The 22,533-nt window shown below is 46.0% G+C and carries 17 protein-coding genes; 3 read left to right on the top strand and 14 right to left on the bottom strand.

Annotated elements, in window-relative coordinates; genetic code table 11:
* Positions 1 to 712: 712 nt before the first annotated feature.
* From QE357_RS22295 to QE357_RS22335, 9 genes are all read right to left on the bottom strand, one after another.
* Positions 713 to 1,639, bottom strand: coding sequence for a metallophosphatase (locus QE357_RS22295; protein WP_309712668.1), 927 nt, complete (start codon positions 1,637 to 1,639; stop codon positions 713 to 715).
* Positions 1,640 to 1,734: 95 nt separating this feature from the next.
* Positions 1,735 to 2,502, bottom strand: a complete 768-nt coding sequence (locus tag QE357_RS22300) for a 5'-nucleotidase (protein WP_309712671.1) — start codon at positions 2,500 to 2,502, stop codon at positions 1,735 to 1,737.
* Between the two features lie 574 nt (positions 2,503 to 3,076).
* The gene (locus tag QE357_RS22305; RefSeq protein WP_309712674.1) at positions 3,077 to 3,904 is read right to left on the bottom strand and encodes an SGNH/GDSL hydrolase family protein; all 828 of its coding nucleotides are present in this window, start codon (positions 3,902 to 3,904) and stop codon (positions 3,077 to 3,079) included.
* 196 nt (positions 3,905 to 4,100) lie between these two features.
* Positions 4,101 to 5,840 (bottom strand): FAD/NAD(P)-binding protein, encoded by a 1,740-nt coding sequence (locus QE357_RS22310; RefSeq protein ID WP_309712677.1) that lies wholly within the window; start codon positions 5,838 to 5,840, stop codon positions 4,101 to 4,103.
* Between the two features lie 128 nt (positions 5,841 to 5,968).
* Entirely contained in the window at positions 5,969 to 7,600 is a 1,632-nt protein-coding gene (locus QE357_RS22315; RefSeq protein WP_309712680.1) for a hypothetical protein, read from the bottom strand.
* Between the two features lie 24 nt (positions 7,601 to 7,624).
* Positions 7,625 to 8,845, bottom strand: coding sequence for a hypothetical protein (locus tag QE357_RS22320; protein ID WP_309712682.1), 1,221 nt, complete (start codon positions 8,843 to 8,845; stop codon positions 7,625 to 7,627).
* A 141-nt stretch (positions 8,846 to 8,986) separates the two neighbouring features.
* On the bottom strand, positions 8,987 to 11,110 hold the full coding sequence (locus QE357_RS22325) for a PQQ-binding-like beta-propeller repeat protein (protein ID WP_309712685.1): 2,124 nt from the start codon (positions 11,108 to 11,110) through the stop codon (positions 8,987 to 8,989).
* Between the two features lie 193 nt (positions 11,111 to 11,303).
* The gene (locus tag QE357_RS22330) at positions 11,304 to 11,471 is read right to left on the bottom strand and encodes an OmpA family protein (protein ID WP_309712688.1); all 168 of its coding nucleotides are present in this window, start codon (positions 11,469 to 11,471) and stop codon (positions 11,304 to 11,306) included.
* Between the two features lie 70 nt (positions 11,472 to 11,541).
* Complete coding sequence (locus tag QE357_RS22335; protein ID WP_309712691.1) at positions 11,542 to 12,504, bottom strand: hypothetical protein; 963 nt, start codon at positions 12,502 to 12,504, stop codon at positions 11,542 to 11,544.
* Between the two features lie 205 nt (positions 12,505 to 12,709).
* Here QE357_RS22335 and QE357_RS22340 point away from each other — a divergent pair, with 205 nt between their 5' ends.
* A complete protein-coding gene (locus tag QE357_RS22340) occupies positions 12,710 to 15,838 on the top strand; it encodes a cyclic nucleotide-binding domain-containing protein (protein WP_309712694.1) in 3,129 nt (1,042 codons plus the stop codon).
* Here the strand turns inward: QE357_RS22340 and QE357_RS22345 are convergent.
* From QE357_RS22345 to QE357_RS22360, 4 genes are read right to left on the bottom strand one after another with little or no spacing between them, the layout of a single operon-like run.
* Complete coding sequence (locus QE357_RS22345; protein WP_309712697.1) at positions 15,804 to 16,400, bottom strand: HD domain-containing protein; 597 nt, start codon at positions 16,398 to 16,400, stop codon at positions 15,804 to 15,806. The two genes, QE357_RS22340 and QE357_RS22345, sit on opposite strands and share 35 nt — an antisense overlap.
* Positions 16,401 to 16,424: 24 nt before the next feature.
* Positions 16,425 to 17,468, bottom strand: a complete 1,044-nt coding sequence (locus QE357_RS22350; protein WP_307143998.1) for an adenylate/guanylate cyclase domain-containing protein — start codon at positions 17,466 to 17,468, stop codon at positions 16,425 to 16,427.
* On the bottom strand, positions 17,465 to 17,839 hold the full coding sequence (locus tag QE357_RS22355; protein WP_307143997.1) for a response regulator: 375 nt from the start codon (positions 17,837 to 17,839) through the stop codon (positions 17,465 to 17,467). The genes QE357_RS22350 and QE357_RS22355 overlap by 4 nt, the downstream gene beginning before the upstream one ends.
* Positions 17,840 to 17,859: 20 nt before the next feature.
* Positions 17,860 to 19,212 (bottom strand): ATP-binding protein, encoded by a 1,353-nt coding sequence (locus QE357_RS22360; protein ID WP_309712702.1) that lies wholly within the window; start codon positions 19,210 to 19,212, stop codon positions 17,860 to 17,862.
* Positions 19,213 to 19,582: 370 nt separating this feature from the next.
* On the opposite strand from QE357_RS22360, the gene QE357_RS22365 reads away from it, so the two are divergent.
* A complete protein-coding gene (locus QE357_RS22365) occupies positions 19,583 to 20,011 on the top strand; it encodes a response regulator (protein ID WP_307143995.1) in 429 nt (142 codons plus the stop codon).
* 35 nt (positions 20,012 to 20,046) lie between these two features.
* Entirely contained in the window at positions 20,047 to 20,481 is a 435-nt protein-coding gene (locus QE357_RS22370; protein ID WP_307143994.1) for a response regulator, read from the top strand.
* An 873-nt stretch (positions 20,482 to 21,354) separates the two neighbouring features.
* Here the strand turns inward: QE357_RS22370 and QE357_RS22375 are convergent.
* The gene (locus tag QE357_RS22375; protein WP_309712706.1) at positions 21,355 to 22,533 is read right to left on the bottom strand and encodes a divalent metal cation transporter; all 1,179 of its coding nucleotides are present in this window, start codon (positions 22,531 to 22,533) and stop codon (positions 21,355 to 21,357) included.

Below are 22,533 nucleotides of genomic sequence, written 5' to 3' on the forward strand. Positions count from 1 at the left end.
AGGTTTTGTATAATAAAAAGTCGTTTAGTTATTTACGTGCTTTTATCTTTACTAACGTTCAGAAGTAAATACATGCAGGTAAGTGTCTGATAATCTGTTAATAAAGAGTATTGGATAAGAACAGACGTATAAATTATTGGTAGTTTTTATGAATCTATAGCGGTTTTTTAAATTGAGCGTATAGGCTAATTTAAACAGCATACTAGCGGTTATTTTTAACTATAAATAATTAAATACATAGAGTATTTTGATTGTATCAATCCCTCAATTAAAGGAAAATTTCAGTTATCAAGATTTTATGAAATCTTATAAATTCATTTACTTATTGTAGATAAACGTCAGCATTAGATTATTTTTTAAGTAAAAATACTATTTAAATGAATTTAAAATGATTGTTTATGGCTAAAATAAACATTAGTCATTTGATATTGGTTGATTTTTGTTAGTAATAGGATTTGCCATGAATGACTGAAGTTCTCTTCATTGCACAGCGAATGATAAGTTGAGAATTTAGACCGTATTTAAGCTTGGATGAATAAGGTATAGAAACCCAATAGATTATTCGTTAGAAAGATACTTGATAGGTTTATGGTAGATCAGGTTCGTTAGGGTATTTAATTAAGCAGCAATACCTTTATCTTCACAGACCGGATGAATGATAAAAAGCAGTCGTGTAACTCACGACTGCTTTTTATCATTTGATCTGGAAAACCTAACCTATCGTCAGATTAGAACCCGAACTAAATACCTGTTTGGAAACCCGGTCAAAGGTAAAGTCCAGGCGGCCCAGGTTTATTCCTCCAAACCCTACCTGATTGACGATGACGGGTTTGCTATCTAGGTTTTTGTAAGTCTTCGGTTCTGGTAAAAACGTGTGCGTATGACCGCCAATGATTAAATCAATATTACGAGATTGTGCCGCTAGTACCGGATCAATAATCTCTGAAGCGTTGCCTTTAAATCCCAGATGCGAAAGGCAAATAACGAGGCTACATTTCTCTTCATTACGTAAAAAAGCGGCTACTTCGTTGGCCTTCTGAAGCGGATCAAGATAGACGGTATCGCCGAATAGTTTTGGGGGAATCAAACCTTTGGGCTGAATGCCTAATCCGAAAACACCCACCCGTAAGCCTTTTACTTTGAATAGCTTGTAGGGTTTGACAATATCCTTTAGAGGCGTATTCGTAAAATCATAATTTGCTACCAGTACCGGGAAAGTCGCATGATCACGAATCTGGCGAGCAAATAACTCCATGCCGCCGTCAAAATCGTGATTGCCCATGGTAATGGCATCGTAACCCAGCATGCTTAAGCTCTGCACTTCCGGCTCGCCGTGAAAAAGATTAAAGTAAGGCGTTCCCTGAAAAATATCTCCGGCATCAAAAAGGAGAACGTTCTCTTCCTGCTGACGAATTTGGCTCAGCAACCGGGCCCGGTTTACCACACCGCCCTTACCCGCATTGCGGTCGCCCGGCGGAAAAGGATCGATGTGACTGTGGGTATCATTGGTATGTAAAATGGTTAATTTAACCGAAGATGCTTCCGTTTCAGCCCAGCTATCAAAGGACGTGCCGCTCAGCATCATAGCTCCGCCCAGGCCCGTAAGCTGGCGAAAAAAATGGCGACGATTCGAGATCATGAAATATCAGTTTTCAATTGGCTGTTTACAGTTTTCAATGGTAAAAATCAGTTCTTTTAAACTGAAAACGGAGAACCGAAAACTGTAAACTAAACTTATTTTAACGTCACCCTGCCGTCGATTTGCGGGTTTAGGGTTTCGTGATTTTTGCCTTTTTGTTCAAAATAGTTGCGGATCGCATCCCGCATGAGGTAATGAAGGGGCTCGGATTTTAGGCAGTTTTTCAGGAAAGAAGCACTGTCACCGCCCGTTGCTACGTAATCGCTGACGAGAATGCGATACGTTTTTTGGGGATCAAAAGGTTTGCCCTGAATGAGAATCTCAAGGGGCTGCCGGGTTTCTTTGTCGACCACCAGTCTCATGCCCGATTCTGCATCCTGATGAACAATGGTATAGTCGATGAATTGCCGCATGGTTTCGCCCGAAAGGGTCAGTACGACCAGATCGTTATCGAAAGGCATGATTTCGTAAACGTTACTTAATGTGACGTTACCCTGCGGAATTTCGGCCCGGATGCCACCGCTATTCATTTGGGCTACGTCAATCGGAGCTCCGTAGCGTTTTTGACCTTCTTCGAGAAACAAATCAGCTAATAAATTGCCTAATTCTGATTCAGGACCGCCCTTTTGCAAATGTTTCGCCGAAGTAACCAAAACCTGATTCATGGAACGGGCTAGACTATCCTGATAAGGTTTCAGGTAACGGGCAATCGGTTCTGCAGAGCGAGTGGCCTGCATCCGGGCAGTCGTATCCGTAACGGGGATAAGGGCCGAATGATTAGAATGGGCTGAGTAATACTTGGTGCCGGAACAGGCTGATAATAAGGTTACTCCTAAAAGAAAACCCCAGGAATAGTTGGCCATACGAGTTGCTTGATGAAGTATGGATTTGAATGAAACACGTAAACGTATCATTCTGCTGATGAACTGTTACCAACAAAGGTACGCAGCTTTTGGCCTGAGATGATGAAAGGAAGTTGAAGAGACAGTCTAAAATTTATAATCGCTGGATTTTAATGTAAATCGTGTCTTTTGGAGCCTTTGTTCGTCTGCGACGTTCAGCGTTACCAACGCTTTTTCCACAAATCCGCGTTGGTAACGCGGACTAACAGGGTTTGGTTTGCCAAGGCCAAGTACATTACGCAAACGTAATAAGTTCCTTCGCTTCGCTCTGGATGACAAGATCTGATGATCAAGTGCCCCCGGATTTCATCCGAGACTATCCAGCCCGGGGCTATTCATAATTTAACCCCGCTGGGGTTTTGTTACAATAGGTGGTTTATGAAGAATAACCCCGGAGGGGTTAAACACGAATAGCCCCGGATGAAATCCGGGGAAACAACAAAAATTTCCCAAACCTACACTTTCCACAAAAACGAGCCTTAAAATGACCTAAAATGAAACTGCCAGCTTTGCGGCTGGCAGTCCTACTAAAAATTTATTTCAAACCCTTCCACTTTTCAATCAGTCGATTAGCGATAATCTCATATCCTTGATCGGAAGGATGTAAACCGTCGTAGGTTAAGGCAATGGATTCGATGGGGTAAGGGTAATCATCGTTTTTAGCATCGAATGGAATGTCAATGTAAGCCGGGTAGGTGTAATCCTGATATTGTCCGGTCTGCGGATTTTTCAGCCGTTTGAAACGAACCATATTTTCAACAGTTAAGGCCGAATCGTGGTACAAATCAACCACGGGAAACTTTTCGGAGGTACCAATGTCTACGATGGCATTCGCTACCTGCTCCAGCGTCTGATCCATCTTGGGCTTGTACGATCCATACGCGTGATTCGAAGGATTATTGATATACACGAAATCTCCACGTTGCATGGGCGTAATAAGAATGATGCGGGCTTTTTTATTCAGGCTGCGGAATTTATCGATAATGGTTCGGAATGAGCCATAAATCGTGCCATTTCCAGTCCTTTGTTCATAATCAGTTAAGGAGCCTACCCGCTTGCCCTGCCACCAGTCATTGGTTCCCAGAAAAACCGTATACACATCTGCTTTGACCAACCCCAGCGACTCAATGCTTTCGGCGATTTTTACGGCAGTCCAGCCATTATGACCTTGATTGATGTACTCAACCTGGGGATAGCGTTCTTTGATTAAAGTTAGGTACCCCTTCGTAATTCGATTGCCCGTTTCGTTAGGATGATCATTCAAATACGTAATGGAATCGCCCAGAGCCAGCCAGGTAATCTTACGGGGAGCCGCACTTAGTAAAGTAATGAAGAGAACACACAGAATTAGAAATCTTTTCATAGGAATAAGGAGGTTTTAGTAAAGACGGGTAATGAATTCTGAACACCCATTTTAGCCCTAAGAAAACAGATAATAAAACACAAATGCTATTAACGCCGAACCAGATTATAAAAAAAGACCTTTTCGTGAGAAAAGGTCTTTCGAAAACTAGTAACAACTTTATACACCCCTGATGAGTAGACAATCGGCCTATTCCTTACGCGATTACCTGCTGGGTTTTAAAAATGCTTTCAACGACGCAGGAGGAAGCCTCTTCGCAGAAATCCAGTCCTGAATAATCGGGATTATAGCCTCCGATGTACGGAACGGCCATGATGTTAATGCGTTCGTTATAGGCCCCGTAAGCGTCCACTACCTGAAAATAATCGTTAATGGTAATGCCGTGTACCTTTAGGTAATACTCGCCGTCGGAGGCTTTATAAATATTTTCTTTATCCTTCTCCATCGCTTCCAGAGCCTTTTCCGCTGACTGAAATTTCAACCGGGCCGGACTAATCACGTGAGCTTCCTTCAAACTTTTAAATGGGAAAGCGGCATAGGGTAAATGGGGCTGTCCGACGCAGTTAACGAAGGTCTGGTAATACACACATTGTTCCTGACCTGCTTCGTCCGTGTAGGTGTAATTTGCCCCACCCTGCGGTTGTGGTTCTTCCTCGCCATCGGAACCTACCGTTACCATTTCGAGGCGGCCAGCAGCGTGTAAAACGAGTAACTCTTCGCAGGAACTTTGCGGTACGGCGGCAATGACAATGGAAATCAGGGGCATCAATACTTTCTGAAGCCGCATCATGTCTTCGGCGGAAAAGTATTTGGCTGGATAATTCATGGCGAAACTCAGTTCAGCCAGCTTCTCTTTCCAGTGAATGGATTTTCGTTCCTGAATGGATTGTTCGGCTTCCTTGTATTCGGCCAGAAATAACTCAAAAGGCTCACATTTTTCGCGGTAACTCATCATGGTCTCCACGAATTCCTCCAGATTCATATCTTTGATTTTCTCATAAAAAGCCGGATCTTTTTCAATAAAACTGGCTTTGAAATTGGAATCAAACACGTAATCCAGCGAAAGAAAACCGTCATTAGTAGCCTTATTTTGCTCAACTTCCTGATCGCTCATTAACGAATCGCCATTGACCTTGGGCTCTTCGAGGTGAAAACGGATGGCCGGCAACAGACCGTTACGCGAGTGCATAACGATTTTAAAATCAGGAGAATCTTCATTCACCTGATAACCGATAAGTTTGCCTTCCTCATTCGTCTGAAAACTTCCATTTTGTCGGGAAAGCGTTCGGATGGCGTCAATGGCCGTTAACGAAGCTCCCTTGATGGCTACGGCGTGGTTCGCTTTGAACTGTAACTTTTTCGGAGGATAAGGCGAATCGTAATAGTTGGGAACAGAGCCTTCGTGTTTGATGGGCCATTGGTGCCCAGTGGTAATGATGACATGATCAAAAGACAGAATATCATTTGCTTCGGTCTTCACGCCTACTTCGCCCGTTTCCGGGTAATCAATCACATCCACCACCGTAGTGTTTAAGTGAAGCGTCGTCGGAAGTCCCAGGGCTTTGGCTTTATCGAGTAATAAATCAAATTGAGCGGAAAGATATTGTCCCAACAGCAAACGAGGGACTACTTTATATTCATTGAAAGCCTCCCGTTCAATAGCAAAGGTTCGTAAAGTATCGTCTGAAATAGTCTGAATCCATTCGCCAATGGATGTTACCAGATCGGGTACTTCAATGTCCGAAACATTACTGATGTGTTCCACATTGGCTCCGAGTTTGCTGTAAGGCATCCCTCCGCCTAACTGATATTGCGACTCAAAAATATCTATGGTGAAATCTATTCTTTCTAAATCAACCAAACGTTTGAATACGAATAATCCACTAGGGCCACCCCCTAAAATAGCTATGCGTTTATTAGTTTTTTCTGTCTTCATTTTGAGCTTTAGTAAGTAGCTCTGAATTAACAAGATTACTCCTGATTTGTTGTTAAAATAAAAAGGTCTGAGAAGAGTTTTCACTCTTTCCAGACCTTCGTCAATGGGTAACGGAAAAACGTCCAGTTTTACTTTACACTAGCATCAAAAACGCCCGTTAGTACTTTATTATTCCGCTTCACTTGAATCCAGATGCGGTAGTCACCACTTTGCGGAAAAGCGTAGGGAATGGAAAGATGATTATTCTTATTCTCCTGACCGTGTTCCATTCCACCCATCGAAGCCATGTCCATGTTGGGCATGAGGAGATGATCGCGGGCGGCTTCTGGTAACTGAGCCAGCATTTGAATGACCTGATCGACACTGTCGCGGAATACCTTCGGAGGAGCAGGGTTAGTGGCCAGACGTCTGGTTTCCGTAATGCGGTTTTCCAGAATCTGCTGGGAAGCACTGGAGAATGTTCCCGTAGGATGCAAGTGAATATATACCTGACCGTCATTTTTAAATACCGCCGCATGGCCCATCATACCGAGGTAGGGTTGCAGGGCGGCTGGCTTACCGTTAGGATCGATGACGGAAAAATTCAGGGAATACACTTTGCCGGACTGAAAAGTCTGATTGGGCTGAGCTTCCCAAACAATGGTCGAGCCATCCTGAAGTTTGGTTTTAACGCCCGGTTTTCCACAAATCGTAATGTTCTGATCGCCTAGCAAAGGCTGCGTTTTGGTGACGGACGAAGTAACGGCAAAGGTATCTTCCGGGTCTGATTTTAGCGTTTTCGTTTGTGTCTTGGGTAAAGCAGGAATCTCCAGCGTATCGGTTACTGTGTACGAAAATCCGTGGTAGCGAACCATATCCGCGTACAGCAGATACTTGCCGGGAGGTAAATCGGGCAGCGGAGCCTGGAATGTTAGAGAATCCAGTCGATTGGGATGGAGGTGTGCGAAGGCATCCATTGTTCCCTGACGAACCAGAAAAAGGTGCATCAGCTTTCCATGATCGGGCACCAGGTAACTCAGGGATCGTTGCTGAACGGAATTTGAATCAATTTGCAGGGTTAATACGGACTGACCCTCTTTCTGGTGAACGCTGGAGGTAGCCCGGTAAGGTTTATAGAGATAATCTTTATATTCATTCGCCCGGTCTTTCCACCAGTTATTACCGATGAAAATCAGCCCAAAACAGAACGTAGCTCCTACAATAGATCCGGTTACCCGTTTTCTTCGGGTTTGAGCCGTGTCAGCCTGTCCCGGTTTCATTAATCCATCACTAACGCTGGCCCCGAAAATGGTAATTAATAAGCCGATTAACAAGACCCCTAAACCTACCAGAACCCAGCCCGTAATCTCGGGCATCTGCCGGGTTGCGGTAGAAACGGCTACCATTGGAATCACGACGGTGCCCGTACCTAAACTTCCCTTAATGGTTACCTGCACGCTGGCCGAACCCGTTTCCATAAACCACACCGAACCCTGAAACTGACCCGGCTCACCAGAAACGGGCAAGGCGGGATCGGCCTGCGGAGAACCTTCGTCACCTGCCGAAAAATAAATAGGTTTGAGTTGAATGCTTTCAACCGTACCCTGTCCCACCATAACCGTCACCTGAGCTGTACCCGGAATAACGTCGGGGGGCTGAACAAAAACCTGTACGGGATACTTGCCCGCTTTACCTTCATAAACCACGCCCGAGCTACCTACGTGAGCATGGGTAATGATTGGAAAACTTAGGAACAAAAAGAGATACTTGAAAAATTTCATGTTGGTTCTTTCGGAGAGTAAGGGTTATCGTACCACGCGTTGCATCCATTTGCCCCAAAGCAGAGCCAGTCGGGTAGTGGCTAGGGCGACCACAAGAGCAATGCCTAGTCCTTTAATCAAATCAGCGACTTTCTGGATGGATCGCGGACGGTACGCGTACCGGAACTCCCAGTTAGGGTCGCTGCCGAAATACCAGGTATAACTGCCAAAAATTTTATTGCGGGCCAAGGGCGAAGTGAACAGAAATTCCGTGGCATACCATTGCGTCACAAAATAAACGAGTGAAAATAGAAGCCCCAGAACCAGTGCCTGAATCCAGTCATTCCGGCCCTTGAGACGTGGACTAATCCAGTCGCATACGAAAGAGGGAACGATTACCAAAACAGGGAAACCGTAGAACTGAAAATGGTCAACTGGATTGAGAATAGGACCGAGTAAGGGTTCGGCATGGAACTGTTGCATGATCCAATTCGTCACCAGCATGAAAGACATATACAGTCCGCTAATGATGGTACGCCCCCAGCGATGCCCCGATGCCCGGCCCGTGGAGAAGAGCAACAAAGGAAAAACAAAAGCGGAAATCTGGTAATAAAAGGAACGATGACCAGAGGAGTTGGATAAAAACTCTGAAGTAAATAAATGTACGAGTGAGATAAGCAGGCCCGCTGAAATCATGAATAGTAGGCGTAGCCGCTGGGTGCGACTTTCATTTTGTTCAGCCGTAAATCCGGGAATAACTTCTGCCCGATTGAGCATGGACATGACCACAAACATGGCACCTAATTGAATGGTGATCAGTCCCATTAGCAAGACCGTATGGGGGGGCGTAAAAATCTCCACATCCAAACCGTAAGCGGCGTGCCACCAGTCGTCGAAAGGAGCGGAGGTAATGGCCGCCATGCTTCCCCAAATGCAAAAAAGCCCCCCTAGCGAACTATAAAAAAAGCCCCAGAAGTGAACGGATTTGCTTTTTTCCTGCGGTGTTCCCCAGAACGAGGTTTTTAGGCATTGGTAACCAGCAAAAGTTCCGGCAAAGACAGAGCCCAGATACATCAGCACGTGGGGAGCTGAAAATAACCCGTCGCGGCCAATGGTCATGTGCCAGGAGATATCCCAGAGTACGCCCACAAAAATGTTGAGAGACGCAAACACGCAGATGTAAACGTAGAGGGGAATAGAGAGCAAAACCGACGTACGGCTCGGAGAAAACTCCCTGGCTTCAGGGATTGAAGCGAGACTTGACATAGAAAAACGTTAGAAGGAATGGAATAGCCAAGTTAAGGCTTTAATTCCGTTTAATTTTTCCCACTGTCAAGTTTTTAGTTAATAGATAAATAACAGCATGTTAAGTTAGTTCTAAAGCTTAATCAGTTGAGCAAAAGGACCTTAAAGACTAAAGGCCAGGTAATAACCGCCCGGCTTATGTCCGTTTTTCGACCCTCCCACGGCTAATACGATGTATTGTTTCCCCTTCATTCGGTAAGTCATGGGAGTGGCAAAACCCCCAGCGGGTAACTGATATTCCCAGACTACTTTCCCCGTTTTTTTATCAAAAGCCCGAAATCGTTCGTCCTTGGTTGCAGCAATGAAGACCAGTCCCCCCGCTGTGACTAAAGGACCACCGTAACTTTCGGTACCCGTTACGGGCATTCCCCGTTGAGTTAATGCCGGAAACTCGCCGAGCGGCACCCGCCAGAGGTATTCTCCCGTATTAAGATCGATGGCATTCAGCGTGCCCCAGGGGGGCTTGATGGCCGGGTAACCGTCAGGGTCAAGGAAGCGTTTCCAGCCCGTATTAACGTAGGGCGGTTCGTAAGGAAACGTACCGGGTTTTGGGGCTTTGGCAACGGGTTGGGCTGGGAGTTTGACTTTACTTTTCAGGTTCAGTAAATAGTCTGCAATGGCCTCACGGGTCACGTCGGGAAGGTGCTGAAAAGAAGGCATTCGACCCCGCCCGGTTTTCATGATGTTTAGTAGATCCTGTTTCGTTAATCGGGAAGCGATGGTACTTAGATCAGGGTATTCCGTGCCGGAGCCTTTTTTATCTCCACCGTGGCAAATAGAGCAGTTATCCAGGTAGAGAATTTCTGCTGAGGGCGGTCGATTGACCTGCTTTTTCCGCTCTTCCATCCCCAAATCCCAGATCATTTCGTTGGCATTCTGGTATAAAATACCGTTTTCGTCGATAGCACTGCCTCCCCATTCGGCTCCGCCGCCCATGCCATACATTAGCGTTCCTTCTTTACTAGGCGGGATGAACTTATTCCCCGAACGTGTTTCCCGAAAACGCTTCAGCACAAAGGCCCGGGCTTCCGGGGTTCGGTCGGTAATGTCCTCTTCCGTTAAAAATTGACGGGTTAGCGGAGCGGGTTTACTGGGGTAAAGTTGGGTGGGATAAGGTTTCTCGCCGGGCAAACCGTCGGTCGGAACGGCTCTTTCTTCAAGCGGGAAAAGAGATTCACCCGTATCCCGATTTAATACATAAACCAACCCGTCTTTAGTGGTCTGTGTGACAACCTCCAATTTTTTCCCTTGATGCGTAATTGTGGTCAGGTTAGGGGGGCAGGGAATATCTCGATCCCACAAATCGTGGTGAATGGTCTGGAAATGCCATTTTCGTTTTCCCGTTTCGGCATCTAAGGCCAGAATACAGTCAGAAAATAAATTTTGACCTTCCCGAGCACCACCGTAAAAATCGCTGGAAGCCGAACCCGTACCCAGATAGACTACGCCCCGTTTTTCATCCAGTACCATACCGCCCCAATTGTTAGCTGCCCCAAAATACTTCCAGGCCTCTTTGGGCCAGGTACCGTAGCCAAACTCTCCCGGATGCGGAATGGTATGAAAAATCCAGGTCAGCTTTCCCGTTCTCACGTCAAAGCCACGAATGGAGCCGGGAGCGGCGTCGCCTCCTTCACCCACGCGGGAACCCAGCACCAGGGTATGTTTGTAGATGATACCCGGACTTGTGGCATCCACAGGTAAACCGTCCACATTATGGTTGAGGTGATCGCCTACGCCCACATGCAGATCAATGGACCCCCTTTCTCCGAATTCCTCTACGAGCTTTCCTGTTTCGGCTTCGAGAGCAAACAGTCTGGAGCCTGCGGTATAGAAAATGCGTTTCCCTTCGGGCCAGTAGGTAACGCCCCGAATGGGATGAAAAGTAGGAATCTGATTTTCGAAAGGATCAAATTTCCAGAGTTCCTCCCCCGTGTCCGCTTTTAGGGCAAATAACTTGAGCAGGGGAGTCGTGCCATATAAAATACCATTGACCATAATGGGCTGACACTGCATTTCAAAGGGATTTTCGCCCTTTGCGGCGTGGTAGGTCCAGGCTACTTTTAGCGAAGAAACGTTCTGTACATTGATTTCTCTTAACTCCGAATAGCGGTTGCCAGCAGCATTTCCTCCGTAAAAGGGCCATTCGATAGTTTCGGTTTCTGAGGACTGATGGCAGTTACTAAGAAGGCACACAAGGCCAAATAAGAGCAGGGCAAATCTCATCATAGGCGGCGAAGTCAGCAATCTGACCGAGCGAAGGTTGGATAAAGTAATAACGTCTGAACCTAGCTTTTTGATTAAAAAAGCGGATGAGTGTAGAATGAAATAAATTTCTAAAAGGCCTCTTGCTTCGCTTTAAACTAAAAAACGGAGGTGGCTTGGGATGTTTACTCCAGGCCACCTCCGTTCACTGAATGATCTACAACTTAATAAATTCCACGCGGCGATTATTAGCCTTGCCGATGGCCGTGTCATGGGTATCTACAGGTTCTGATTTCCCTTTTCCATCGCTTTCCAGACGAGCGGCGTCAATGCCAAATTTTTTAGTCAGCGTCTGTTTCAATGCTTCGGCCCGACGTTTGGACAAATCAAGGTTTTTGCAGATTATAAACGGTCGAAATGTGGTTGGTAACGGAGATTTAAAGACTCATTCAGGCTCATTTAACGAAGAATTCATATTCAATTTTCCAGCTAAATTCCTGGCCCGGCTCTGCTTTGATCTGGATATAGGGTTCTGGACAAAGCGTATTTTTCTGGGACCAGTAAACGATTTTAGTAATAGGTTGATCGCCTTTGATCTGTACGCCTATCTGGTCATTTTCAACCCGGATGTTATAGTCTTTTGCCGAGTTACCAAAGCCTTTTAGAAAAGCCTGCGTACTGACTTTAGGCGGAACGGGTTGTTTATAAGTCCATTGGTTCCCCTTGATTGCTGCGATGTTGCCCAGACCTTCGGTGGGGCCATCGGTGGTTAATTCAAAAGGAAACGTAACCCGATAGGAGGGCCCGGTTTCATGCTGATCGAATACAAAAAAATTATGGTCGTAGGCCTGCGTAAGAAGTGTTCGGGTTCCGGTGTTTTTCAGGCGATGTTCCAATACCAGGATGGGTTGGTCGGGTAACAGACGAAGCGTTTTCTCGTATACGTAGGCATACCCCGAAGCATCCGTAAACGTGTGCGTATAAATCGCCCGATCTTTTTTTATTTCACTTTTCCAGATTCCTTTATTCACGTGTTCAAACGGCTCCCAGAAATGATAGGGTTGGTTACTGGTTTTCTTCAGCGTGCCAACCCCTATTTTCAGAAAGGTTTCACCGGGTTGGGCTTCTGCGTAACCGATGGGCATGAATTCTTCTACGGGGCCGCTAATGCCATCATTACTTAAAGGATCGTGCGTTTCTCGCCAGGGACCGAAAAAAGAGTGACCTTTGTATTCAAGTTTGCCAATAACCCCCGACCAGTCAAATCGCTGAGCCCGATAATACCCCTTTTCGGCATCGGGCAGATAAAGACTGGCTTTGATGAGGCCATTGGAAATTTCGGCTTTGGGAAAAGGAGTTTCCTGAAAATAAGTAATACCAGCCCAGGTCAGACTGAGGGCAATCCAGGTTTTGATCATATGATAATCACAATTGAGTTCGTACGTTGAAAACCATAAAAAAGGAAGGTGAATCCTAAGATTTTGAAGGGATTAACTTCCTAATTCGGGGCAATTACGTCATGCTTTGGGAATTCTGCGAAAAACAAGATTTATTTTTCAACGTGCTCAGCTCAGGAAAAAGAGCTATACTTAACCTTTAAAACGATTAATAAAACGCTTTACAATGCCTACTAACGATGGCGTCCGACGTTATTTAGGAATTCATCCTGAAGAAACCCGTACCGTCTGGCTGTTTTTTCTCCACCATTTTTTACTTGGAATTGGTACGATTCAACTATACGTAGCAGCCAATGCCATTCTTCTTGAGAACGATCCCGAAGCCAATCTGCCCCTGGCTTACATTGCTTCGGCCATTGGAATGATTCTGGTTGGCAAAGTCTATGCTCACTATGAACATCACCTGGGCCTAAGCAAAGTGGCCGTTCGGGTGCTGGCAGTGGTAGCCGTAATGACCGTGTTGGTTATGCTGGTCGTCTGGCTTGGCCATTCCGTACTGGCAGCAATCGGAATCATGATTGGTTACCGGATTATTTACCTACTGACCAGTCTGGAATTCTGGGGAGTTTCGGCTCTCGTTTTTGATACCCGGCAGGGCAAGCGTTTGTTCAGCATTATTAGCTCCGGCGATATGCCCGCTAAAGCTTTGGGGGCTGTCCTGGCAGCTTTGGTACACGCCCATGCCGATTTGCTTTCGTTACTGGGTGTTTCGCTGGCGGCTTTCTTAGGAGCACTGGCTACTTTGCAATTAACCTTGCGTTCGCATGCCATTCGCACCAAAGAACGCCATTCGGCTCGCCGCCGGCCCCAGCCCCGCTTCATCCAGCAGCTTTTTGGAGGTAGCGAGCTGGTGTTTTTCATGTGTCTGAGTATTCTGCTGGTGGCTTGCTTTGCTACCAAAGTTGAGTATAATTTCTTCATGGATGTCAAACACCGCTTCCATGATGAATCGGAATTGATTGCGTACGTAAGTTTCTGGTTAGCGGGTACTTATGTGCTGGCAATGCTGGTCAAATTGCTAATTTCCCGCCGGGCTCTGGATCGTCTGGGAATTAAAAATTCGTTATTACTATTGCCAATGGCCGCTCTGCTGGGCTTGTTGGGGTTAGCTATTGCCCGCACGGTTTCCCACGAAGAAACGACCTTTCTAATCGGAGCCTGTTTGTTGTACCTAACCATCGAGGTGATTCGTCGGTCTTTGTTTGATGCCGTTTTTCTGGTGTTATTTCAGCCCCTCACGCCTCATCAGCGACTGATGGGGCATACGCTGGCAAAAGGACTCTATGAACCCTTGGGCCTGGGACTGGCTGGCTTGTTCCTGTTTTTGAGTCGCGTATTAGCCATACCCGAAGCAACAGCCGTTTGGGGCTGGCTGGTTTTTCCGGTGCTGATGATTTTGTTCGTTTTACGAGCGTATCGATTCTATTTGCAGACCCTGGGAGAAGCCTTATCGCGACGGTTTTTACCCGGCGAAGAAGTGGCCTTACCCGGCGAAATTGCTCTGGCAGCCGAACAGGATTTATCAAGTCCTTTGGCTCCCCGCGTGGTAAAAGCTCTGGATTGGTTTAATGAGAACCAACCCGCCCAATTTGACGAAAAAGCACTTCCTCTATTATATCATTCGGATGCCAGCGTTCGTTTGCACGTGCTGGAGTTATGGGCAAAACAATCAGCGTCGAAAGACCGGCCTCTAGAAAATTTATTGAATGATCCGCATCCGCAAATTCGGGAAAAAGCGGCTCAGTTGAAGGCTCGACAGGCTAGCTCTATTGCGGAATTACTGAACATTCAAGATCTGGAAATTCAAAAGGGAACCCTTCGCGGACGACTGGAAGTAGATCCTAAGGATGGGGCGGCTCGTCAGCAATTAGAGCAGTGGATGAATGTTCCCGCTACACAACCATTGGCTTTAGAATTGATAGAGACTTTAGCTCTGAAGGAGTATGATGCTTTCGTTGAAAAGAGCCTGAAAGCAGACGATTCGGAGACGGTGAAGGCTGCCATTCGGGCGGCGGGTTCTTTGCCTAGTCAGGCATTAACCCAACATTTGCTGGCGTTATTAGCCCATCGTCAGTACGGACGGGCTGCTTTGCGAAGCCTGCGGGAACAGGGTGAAGTAACCTTAACTTCGCTACAGTCGCTGGCGAAAGTTACCCCGGAGCAGCAACGGTTGATGGCTCAGTTATTGGGCAGTATTCAAACGCCGCAAAGTGAGCAATTACTGGTGACGATGGCTCAACATCCTGACCGGGCTCTGCGGGAAACGGCCTTGTATGCCCTGAGACACTTCCCGGTTTCAGATAACCAGCGAGAGTTATTTGAAATACTATTAACCGATGATTTACGCTTAGCCGAACGAATTCAGGCGGGACAATACGCCGCGATGGATCCCGAATGGCGAACGGCAATGGGTTATGAAACGGATCGGGTTTTGAAGCGAATCCTGCGAATTTTAGGTCGGTTGTATGACCCTGAAATCATTACTCAGGTACAGAGTGGCTTGAATCATGCTTCGCAGGAACGGAGTGCCAATGCCCTGGAAATGCTGGAAAACCTGGTGCCCCGGCCCGTTTATACCTTATTCAGAAGCCAGTTGGAAGCGAAAACTTCCGTTTACTCGGAGTCTATGGCCGACTCAGTGGCTTTTATTCTGAAAGAAGGAACGTCAGTTTTTACGGAATGGACCGTTAGTGTAGCCCTGCGTCGCTGGAATTCCTGGGTAGGCGAACCTCAAATGGTAACGGCTTATGTGAATCATCCGGTATCCATTCTGGCTGAAAGTGCCCACTTAACGCTTACTTCGATTGAAAAAAATACACCCTTTATGCATACTCATGCTTCGTCTTCGCATTCGTCACTGGAGTTGGTGCAGATTTTGAAAAATACGCCTCTGTTTGCGAGTACGGCTGAAAACGTACTGGCCAGCATTATTCCCATCATGAAGCAGGTGCACGTCGCGGCGGGCGATGCCATTATTCGCAAAGGCGACCTGGGTGATAGCATGTTTGTGATTCTTTCGGGGGAAGTAGAGATTTACGACGAAGATACCTTACTGGCTGAAATGGGCCGTGGAGACATTTTCGGGGAGCTGGCCTTACTCGATGCCGAACCTCGTTCGGCGACGGTTGTTGCCCAGACTGCCGCCACGTTATTCCGAATCGATCAGGAAGATTTCTACGACTTAATGGAAGAACGCGGCGAAGTATTACGCAATGTCATGCGGGTATTATGTCAGCGAATTCGCCATCAGAATGAAGTAGTTACGGCTCAGTCGAAGTCGATTGCTGCTGAATAAGCAAACGAAGTTGCTCTTGCTTGGCGGGTTGCCGCTGGGCAAGAGCCGTCTGGGTCCAGTAATGGTGTTCCTGTAAAAAATCGATTTGCTTTTGTGTCCAGTTGTCTTCGGGTTTCATGAAATGCCAGGCGAGTAATTCCTGGTGCAGGGTTTCCGAGATACTTTCAAAACCTGGCCGACCGAGGTAGTCCAGGTCAGCATCACACAGCATTTCTTCCAGATGATTTTGCGGTTGCTGAGGAACCTTCGTAGCCCGAATCATCCCGCAGATTTTTGCGATCTGTTCGGGCGAGTAGCCAAACGTAGGTAGGCATTGTTCCGCCACTTCGCAGCCCGCTTCTTCATGATTGAGATAGGTATACATAAAGCCGCAATCGTGAAAAAGAGCCGCTGTTTTCAATAACTCCAACGCTTCCTCATCCTTAATGCCTTCTTCCTTAGCCAGCCAGTCAGCAGCATTTACCACGTCCAGGGTGTGATGAAGACCATGGTAAAACAAATGTTGGGGTAACTGCTGGGCTAATAACCCAAGAATAAAGCGTTCTGCTTGCGTAACATTCATGGTTGAAAGAGGTTAAAAGTGGGCTTAGGCAATGACTTCAACAATCTGAACCGGCAGGGATTTGTTTTTCAGCGTTACCTCTCCCAATATTTTTCCCTGAAAGGATTCCTTTACGCGTTGATACACATCATCCGTAATCAGAATTTGTCCCGGTTTAGCAGCGGACTGTAGCCGTTGAGCAAGATTTACAGTATCACCGATGACGGTATAATCCAGCCGTCTCAGGGAAGCTGAGCCAATATTACCTGATACCATTTCACCGGAATTGATACCAATGGCTACCTGAGGCAGGAAGGTCTGATCGGGCAAACTTTCTTCTATATCTGATAACTGCGTACGCACTGCCAGCGAAGCTTCAATGGCCCGATCCAGGTGAAACTCTCCCCGAAAAACGGCCATGACGGCATCGCCAATAAATTTGTCGACATAGCCGCCCTGAGCAATGATTGCTTTTACGATGACATCAAAATAAGAGTTAATCATCTGGACCACCACATCGGCTGGCTCTCGTTCGGTAATCGCCGTGAAGCCGCAAATGTCCACGAAAACCACGCTTCCCTCAATCGTTTCGTTGGCCGTTAGGGAAGATTCAAACTCGGAACGGGTCATGAACTGAAGAACCGTTTCATCGACGTACATCCGAAGAATATCATTTTCTTTGATGGCCTTCAGGGTCTGTCGTAACTGCTCCACATGCCGTAGCGTTTTCTGCATGGTTACTTCCAGATCCTCAAAATCAACGGGTTTGCAAAGGAAATCGAAGGCACCCCGATTCATCGCGACGCGGATATTTTCCATATCGCCATAGGCTGATACAATGACGGCTTTGACCAATGGATTAGCTTCATTCAGTTTTACCAGCAATGTCAAACCGTCCATTTCAGGCATGTTGATATCGCTCAGCACAATATCAATGTCCGCGTTTTCCTGTAACTTTTGCAGGGCTGTAATGCCATTTTCGGCGAAAAGAAATTCATATTTCCCTTCGCGAATCTGACGGCGGAATTTCTGCTTGATTAATACTTCCAGATCGGCTTCGTCGTCCACTACCAAGATCTTTGCCTTCATAACGTCTCTTTGAGTTTAACCTTTAACTCCCCAAAATTTAAGGGCTTCGTAAGGAAATCATTGGCTCCGAGTTTCAGAGCCTGAGCGTGGGTTTCTTCGTCACCGTAAGCGGTAATCATCATGACTACTGGCGGTGAGCTAGGGTGCGTATGGCGAATGGATTGCAGTAAATCCAGCCCGCTCATGCCGGGCATGTTAATATCCGAAAGGATTAATACAATTTCGGAATCCTCTTTTTCGAGACAAGTCAGGGCTTCTTCGCCCGAGAAGCTGAAAAAAAAGCGAAAATCCCCGTTTTTAATTTCCCGGCGAAACCGTTGTTCAAACAAAGCCTGAACGTCTCTCTCGTCATCAACAACTAATATATTCATGGGTAAAAATTTTCTGCCGGTTACCGAGGCAGGCGAATAATAAATTCCGTAAAAGCACCTTCCTGAGTAATCACTTCCAGCGAACCGCCGTGGCCCTTGGTAATGATGTCATAACTCAGAGAAAGCCCCAGTCCCGTGCCCTGTCCGGTGGGTTTAGTAGTAAAAAAGGGCTGAAAAATCTTTTGTTTGACGCTATCTGGCATCCCCGTTCCATTGTCCCGAACCCGAATGATTACCTGATTAGGGCGGCTTTGGGTAACGATCCATACCGTAGGTTCATAGCCTTGCGGTTGCTGGCGTTTTTTATCGGAAACTGCGTAAAAGGCATTGGTTAGCATGTTCAGCAATACCCGACCCAAATCCTGCGGTAATACATGGACCTTTCCTAACATTGGGTCCAGCTCCGTGACCATTTTGGCGTTGAAGGTCTTGTCTTTCGCCCGTAATCCGTGGTAAGCCAGGCGTAGGTATTCCTCGGCCATTGCGTTAAGGTCGATGTCTTCTTTCTGTCCCGAAGAAGTACGGGAATGTTGAAGCATACCCTTCACGATACTATCGGCCCGCTTGCCGTGGTGCTGAATCTTCTGGAGATTTTGTTCAATATCCGTCAATAATTCAATGATTAACTCGGTATCCTGTTCCGGCTTCTGTGACTCTTCGCGGAGCTCGTCTACCAGTTCAATGCTAACTTCCGAGAAGTTATTGACGAAGTTTAAAGGATTTTGAATCTCATGGGCAATACCCGCCGTTAACTCCCCGAGGGAAGCCATTTTTTCAGCGTGAATAAGTTGGTTTTGAGTCGATTTTAAATGACTGAGAGCCTTTTCTAATTCTTCTTTTTGCAGACGTAATTCTGCCGTTCGCTCCGCGACTAATACTTCGAGCTGATCGCGTTGAGCTTCCGTAACCCGGCCTAACTCTTCCTGTTTCTCCAGTTTTAATCGTTCGGCTTCAAGGGCTTTTTCCTGTTTGCGGTTGTTGAGCCATAGAATGAAAACCCATACGAAGGCAAAAAACTTACCCGCTTCAAAAAAACCATCGAACTGGTTATAAAAATCTTTGGAAACAAACTTGACTAGCTCTCCAAAAATGCTGATAAACGCATAGGGAAGGATGGAAAGTGAAGTCGATTGAACGGGTTGCAGTTCTTCCTTTTTATGAGTTAGCCATACCAGCAGTAATAGATAGACGGGCCCGACTAACCGGAGAATAAAGATCTCATGGAAGAGAAACTGCATCCCCCAGAGTCCGACCGTCAGGTAACGGGCCGAAACAATAAGCCGATCCAGTTCTGGGTATTTGCTTTCCGATTGTATGGTCTTTCGTACATAATTAATGAAAAAGAAGGCAATCAGAAATGAGGTGGTAGACATAAAGAATTCAGAAAAGAGGCTGCTACTCTTGAGAAATGAACGGACTAAAATACGGTTTTGAAAGGGCTTTTCAAGCGAAAGCACTGGGTTTTCAGAGAAATAATGGCTTATTCATGAAAAGAACTTGGCTACTTTTCGTAAAAAATAGCCATAGGTAGGCCCCTGGTTATTACTCACCTTGAGCATAGGCACGATATTATAGAAAAATAGAATTAGGAAATTACTCATAAATAATGGATATTAATATTGATAAAAGTTAATTTGATCTGAATTTTTAAGGAGTTCACTCCCTTAACGTTATACTTTTTGAACTTATGAGTGTAGTTTTGTTAGAAAACAAATACTGTATTCCATTATTTAGCACAACCCTTTGCCAACTTATTCGAAGCCGCTGGTCATTTTAGTCGTCGAGGACGACGAAGATGATCGAGAATTATTACAGATTGCCTTTAACGAGGGAGATTATAAAGGAGAATTGTTCTTTGCTAATGACGGAGAACATGCCTGGCAGTTACTAAATGATGGTAGTGTAGAACCCTCGTTGCTGTTACTGGATATTAATATGCCCCGCCTGAATGGAATGGAATTATTAGAGAAACTGAAATCGACACTTCGGTTTAAAGCATTGCCCGTACTCATGTTTACGACTTCTTCTAATGAAGGAATGGTGAGAAAGGCGTATGAACTTGGAGCTAATAGTTATGTAGTGAAGCCACAGAACTTTCAGCGACTTTCAGAAATATGGGATCAGGTGTACTCCTATTGGACTCAAATGATTCAGTTACCCTCAAGGGATTAGCGGTGGAGACAGGTTTTATTTTTAAATGAATTGAAATGGCAGAAAAACCTTTGTTGATGGTGGTTGAGGACGACCCTGAACAGCGTTTTATCATGAACTGGAGTTACCAGAAAAGTACTCAGCTCTGTAATTTGCTATTTGCCGAAAATGCAGAACAAGCTCTGCTATATCTGGATGACTTACCAACCTATCCGAGTTTGATGCTATTGGATTATCGACTTCCCGGCATCAACGGAATGGAATTAGTGAAGCATATCAGACAATCTGAAAAATGGAAATACTTACCAGTAGTTATGTTTTCTCAATTTTCTGGAAAAACATTGATTGAAGATGCTTACGATAACGGCGTAAATGCGTTTGTAGTAAAGCCGGAAAACCGTAATGATTTTCTCAATATCTGGAATACGGTTTTTGACTTCTGGAATGCACATTCTCAATTACCCAAAGCAACCGACGATACACGTCGGTAATAGTTCTGAACTTACTCTTCTGCGTTTGGTATAAATCACGAGTCGCTGTGTTTATCCAACGTTTATTTAAGCGAAGTCTATTTGCATACTAAGGTTTTACTTCTTCTTTTAAAATATACGCTTATCAGATATATCTATTCCCGCAGTCGCTCGGCTTTATAACCCAAATTTTGGTTTTGAAGGGGTAGAGACGCGACTTTATCGCGTCTGGGTAAGAGGCGGTTTTGTGTTGCCTTTGTACTACTTTCATCTCCCGACCAGACGCGATAAAGTCGCGTCTCTACTTGGGAACTTGTGATGTAGGGTCTGCATGGAGGCTTTTGGTTTAAAACGTAGAGACTACGCCATGGTTGGTGGGACACCAACCACTGTTTGCGTACAAACGGCTAGTGGGACACCAGCCATGGCGGGGAATCTCGCACCCGTGGGTCGAAGTTCGTCTCTACTGAGATTCGCGGTTTAATCAAGGATTTTGGTTTAACTAAACTAAGACCAACGGGTACGAGATTCCCTCTCGTTCCTAAAGAAAAGACAGGGGCCACCTGCCGTTATCCCAAGCCTGTTATCCCTATCAAAACAAAGGATCGCATTTCCGATTCGCATGAAGGTCTTCAATTCTAAATGTTAGATCGCTTTTAGAATATACACTGCTTTCCTGGATAAGGGAGTGCAGTAATTATTGGATGGACGTGCGGGTTAAGGGATAGCTCGCACGTCCACCCAATAACATCAAGACAGCGTTCCCGATTTTCTGATGAAGGGGACTCATGCAGATGTTTGAGAAGGATTGATCTCTTAAAGGAAAATCATAATTCTACCCATCACCTCATAGCTTCTGCTTTCATTTACTGAGTGGAAAATAATAGAATTGAATTAAATCATTAACAGCGTTCGAACGGCCATCCAGCCCATAATGAGCATAACTACCACACCGATTAGCGTTAATAAAATCGGGTGTTTGTAACTGCCAGCCAAGGCGGGTTTATGAACTACTACTAGCATAATCAGCAGAGATAGGGGTAAAATCATTCCATTTACCGCTCCGGCAACTACCAACAAGGTAACCGGATTTCCAGCGATCAGAAAGATCACCGAAGAAAGAATAATGAAGCCCAGCGTCAGGGCAGTGGTTCGGTGAGTGAAGGAAGGATGTAAGGTTCGGATGAAGGAAACGGAGGTATAAGCCGAACCCGTTACGGAGGTAATCGCTGCACACCACATCACTAGGCCAAACAATTTGTACCCTAATGTACCCGCGGCCTGCTGAAACATGGATGCCGGCGGATTGGATGGATCAATACTTAAACCCTGCATGACCACCCCTAGGGCGGCCAGGAATAGTAAAATTCGCATGAGAGAAGCAATGCCAATACCCGTTACGGCCCCACGGTCGGTTTCAGGCAAAGCTTCTGATCCTTTCAAACCAGCATCCAGCAACCGGTGAGCTCCGGCGAAAGTAATGTATCCTCCCACGGTTCCCCCTACGAGGGTAATGATGGCGGTAGTGTCCAGAATATCGGGGTTGATGGTTTTTTGAAAGGCCAGACCCAGGGGGGGATGAGCCGTGAAAACGACATAAAAGGTTAAGGCAATCATCAATACCCCCAGCCATTTGGAAAACGAATCCATGGCGAGAAGGGCATCTTTTCTCACAAAAAGGACAATGGCAATGAGTGCACTGATGACGGCACCGACTTCAACGGGAATGCCCAGTAATACATTAAGGCCAAGTCCGGCTCCGGCAATGTTACCGATGTTAAACACCAGTCCGCCGAGCCCGATCATAATGGATAGCAAATGACCCAGGCCGGGGAATAGAGCGTTGGCCAGATCGGGAGCTTTCTGTCCGCAGGCGATGACAATCCGCCAGATATTGAGCTGAACCCCAATGTCAAGCAAAATGGAAAGCAGAATAACAAAACCAAAACTGGCCTGTAACTTTACTGTAAAAAGGGTGGTCTGAGTCAGAAAGCCCGGTCCGATGGCTGATGTAGCCATTAAAAAAGCAGCTCCCAATAGGGTAGAAGCCAGCGAAGTAGATTTGGGGGTCAT

The organism is Siphonobacter sp. SORGH_AS_0500, assembly GCF_031453245.1.
GTDB lineage: Bacteria > Bacteroidota > Bacteroidia > Cytophagales > Spirosomataceae > Siphonobacter.